This window comes from Streptomyces sp. NPDC052036 (genome assembly GCF_040680495.1).
GTDB lineage: Bacteria > Actinomycetota > Actinomycetes > Streptomycetales > Streptomycetaceae > Streptomyces.
This window is the reverse complement of record NZ_JBFAWW010000107.1, coordinates 1-3,115: the sequence shown is the minus strand read 5'-3', so window position 1 is coordinate 3,115 and position 3,115 is coordinate 1. Positions and strand designations below refer to the sequence as shown.

At 68.0% G+C, this 3,115-nt stretch carries 2 protein-coding genes and 2 pseudogenes; 1 reads left to right on the top strand and 3 read right to left on the bottom strand.

The window, feature by feature from the left end; genetic code table 11:
- Positions 1 to 54 precede the first annotated feature (54 nt).
- Entirely contained in the window at positions 55 to 993 is a 939-nt protein-coding gene (locus AB0L95_RS41980; RefSeq protein WP_365171917.1) for a hypothetical protein, read from the bottom strand.
- A 263-nt stretch (positions 994 to 1,256) separates the two neighbouring features.
- Here AB0L95_RS41980 and AB0L95_RS41975 point away from each other — a divergent pair.
- Positions 1,257 to 1,352 (top strand): annotated as a pseudogene (locus AB0L95_RS41975) (IS5/IS1182 family transposase); the annotation flags it as partial.
- Positions 1,353 to 1,504: 152 nt separating this feature from the next.
- Here the strand turns inward: AB0L95_RS41975 and AB0L95_RS41970 are convergent.
- Both AB0L95_RS41970 and AB0L95_RS41965 read right to left on the bottom strand, forming a co-directional pair.
- Positions 1,505 to 2,662 carry a glycosyltransferase gene (locus AB0L95_RS41970; protein ID WP_365171915.1) on the bottom strand — a complete coding sequence of 386 codons (1,158 nt, stop codon included), beginning with the start codon at positions 2,660 to 2,662 and terminating at the stop codon, positions 1,505 to 1,507.
- Between the two features lie 166 nt (positions 2,663 to 2,828).
- Positions 2,829 to 3,115 (bottom strand): annotated as a pseudogene (locus AB0L95_RS41965) (hypothetical protein); the annotation flags it as partial.

The window sequence follows — 3,115 nt, the reverse complement described above, 5'->3', positions numbered from 1 at the left end:
ACATCTCGAAGCGTGGAGAACGGCCGCCTCGGCTGTCCCGGGAAGAACCGCAGATCAGCAGGTCGGGTGACACCCGAGGTTAAACACCAAGCTAAGAGCGTGGTGGTGAACCGGACTGTGTTCGGTGGGTGGGGCTGGCGGGGGGATGCCTCGAACGATCTTGCTGGCCGGTCGGCGTGTGTAGAAGAACGGGCCTCTTGGCAGAGACGAGGTTGTCGACCAACTCTCCGCCATGGAGCCCCGTTGCTGTCCCAGTCCACCATCTCCGAGCCGGTCGGTACCACTTCGGCCACCCTGGCGTGTGACTGCTACGTCCACCAGTTCGGGGCGATTGGTGAGGGTGCCCGTCCTGCGTACTATCCGACCGACATGACCGACGCGGAGTGGGCTCAGGTCCGTGCGTCGATGCCGGTGCCGGCCTGGCGTACCGGCCGCACCGGCTGGACCCGCGGCCGGCGTGAACACCCCGCGCTCGCGCACCAGCCAGCCCCGTGCTTGAAGCGCGTAGGCACGGTGGCGCACCTTCTCCACCTCGTTCAGTCGCGATGCGTCCCGGCCCAGCGCGCGCGTCAGCTCCTGCGCGGACACCGGCCCTGCAGCCATGACGATGGCCGAGAACACCTGCCGGTAGGTCCCGGACAGGTACTGATCGTCCATCCCGGGCTGCCAGACCGGCGGCCGCGGGTCATAGCCCGGGCGCAAGGCGGGCGCCGGCGCCGCCGCAGCGGCCATGTCCTCCGCAACAAGCGCAGCCGGCGAGGCGTCATCACCCGTGTCCGACACTGCCGCGGTCTCCTGGCCGGCCTGGGCGTGCCCGGCGACGGACTCGGCCTCCTCCGCGAGCGCGCGCAGCACCTCGCCACAGGCGATACGCGCGTGTTCAAGGCGCTGCCGGGCGGCAGCAGCCTGTTCCTCGGCCTCCTTGACCACCTCCAGCCAGGACTCGAGCTCTTCCCGAGCCCGGGCCTCACGGAACTCCAGCAACGCGATCATCGACGGCACCGCACACCTCCGAGCCAGAAACAACCACCCGCTGGCTGCCCCAGGCCGACCGCCCCCACACCACAGCCACCCGAAAACCGCAGATCATCGAGCTACAGCACGGTTCACCACCACGCTCTTAAACGCCAAGCTAAGTCGGGGCGCCAGCGAACTGCCCACGGTGGAAGGCCGGATTACTGGTCACGTGAGACCGTCCGCTGGGACTTGTCCCGTCGGTCATGTGACTACTCCGCGTCCGGGTCGTTGATGTGGACATGGGGCGGGGCGATCCGACCGATGCCGAGTGGGAACGGCTGCGGCCGTTCCTGCCGCTGAGCACGAGGCGTTGTGGCCGGTGGCGGCACCACCGGTAGGTGATCAACGCCCCGCTCAGGCAGGTCACGCCGCTGAACGCCGGTCCGCACCTGGTGCATGATCCCGTCGGAAGTTGGTGGGACACCCACACCGCGCCCGGGATTCACAGGTACGGCTGACGATTTCAACCGGAACCCAAAGTCGTCAGTCAGACCAGGTCACAACCTTTCCATTGTTCCATGAGGTCGAGTGGTGGTAATTGGGACAGCTCGGTGTCGGCGGTGCGCATGGCGGCGGCGTACTGCGGAGAGCCGAGGACGTCCGTGATGGCGTCGGCGATCTGGAGGCGCGTCGCCGTGAGGTCCAGCGCGCGCCCGAGGCCGCGCCGGGCGAACGCGGCTGCGTTGTCGGGCTGGTCGGCGAGAACACCCATGGCCAGGACGGGAGTTGCTCCCTGCACCGCGTCGAGCAGGGATGCCCGGCCGCCGTGCGTCACGAACAGGTCGGCGTGGCGCAGGAGCGCGGGTTGCGGGACGTGCTCGACGAGCTTGATGCGTGGGCCGGTGCTCCGCAGATGCTCCGCGAGGTTGCCCGCGGACACGATCGCGTCGCAGTCGATGGCGGAGAGCGCGGCCATGATCTCCCGGTACGCGCTCCCCACGACGGTACGCAGATCGGTCATCGCGGTGGTCAAGGTCCCGAGGCTCACGTAGACGAGCGGACGGGAGGAGGGGGAGCGGTCCAGCCACCCGGGCAGAGCGGTTCGGAATTCCGCGACGGTGCGTCGGACCGCGCGTGCCGAGGATGGGGGAGCCGGGTAGAACCACGCCACCGGCGCCGGGGTGACCATCGGAGGAAGCACGGGCGTGTCCTGCTCGTACTGTTTGTAGAGGGGAAGCAGCGCCGGCGCGATGTCGGTGTCCCAGAGGTCGAGGAGCACCGGTCCGAGGCCGTTGTCCGCCGCGAGCAGGGGCAGCCCCAAGACCTTGGCCGCGAGGTGCGCACCGAGGTCGCTGCACTCGGCGATCACCAGATCGGGCCGTGCCCGTGTCCACGCGGTGAGCAGGTCACGGGCCTTCGCCTCGGCTTGCTTCGGCCAGAGGTGACCGAAGACGTACCGGTTGAAGGGTGCGTTTCCCAAGCCCGTCCAGATCTCGCTCGCCGTCCGCTGAACGAGGGGATCGCAGGCCCAGTTCGTTCCGGCGCCGTGCAACTCCACCCCGCGCCGCCGGGCTTCTCGGCGGAACACGACGGGGGCGTGGAGCGTGACATGGTGGCCCTGCTCAAGGGCCGGGCGGATGACGTAGTCCAGCGCGGATACATGCGAGGGTATCGGCTCAGCGGTAATCCCTATGCGTAAGGCCACGGACACTCCAAGGTTTTTATCGATGTAGGACGTGATGATCTGATCATGGTGCAACCACTGTCACTCGGTCGCCAGTTGTCGCCCTGACCGTTGTCCGTGTCGCTGCAGGCCACGCGAACGCAGGTGTTCGCCTGCGGCGGTGGGCCAACTCGAATTGGTCGGACTACTACGGCAGCTGTAGATAGCTGCTGTTGAGCTTTCTGATCATGGTGTGGTGCCGGCGTACGCGTGCCAACGGCGGTGGCACAGGCGGGCGCGGTGTTGATGGCGGCGGCGCCAGGTAGACCACCACAGCAGGTGGTCGCGGTCTCGTCGGGGTCGCGGAAGGATCAAGGCCCAAGGCCCGTAGCAGGCGGATAAGTTCGTGGCTGCTGAGGGGGATGAGGTCGGCCTCGGCGGGATCGTTCCGGCCGGTCTGGGCGGCACGATCAAGAGCAGCGGCGACAGCCAGGA

Excerpts from the sequence above, each read along its gene's own strand:
- AB0L95_RS41980 (WP_365171917.1), bottom strand. The coding sequence starts at position 993 with ATGATCGCGTTGCTGGAGTTCCGTGAGGCCCGGGCTCGGGAAGAGCTC.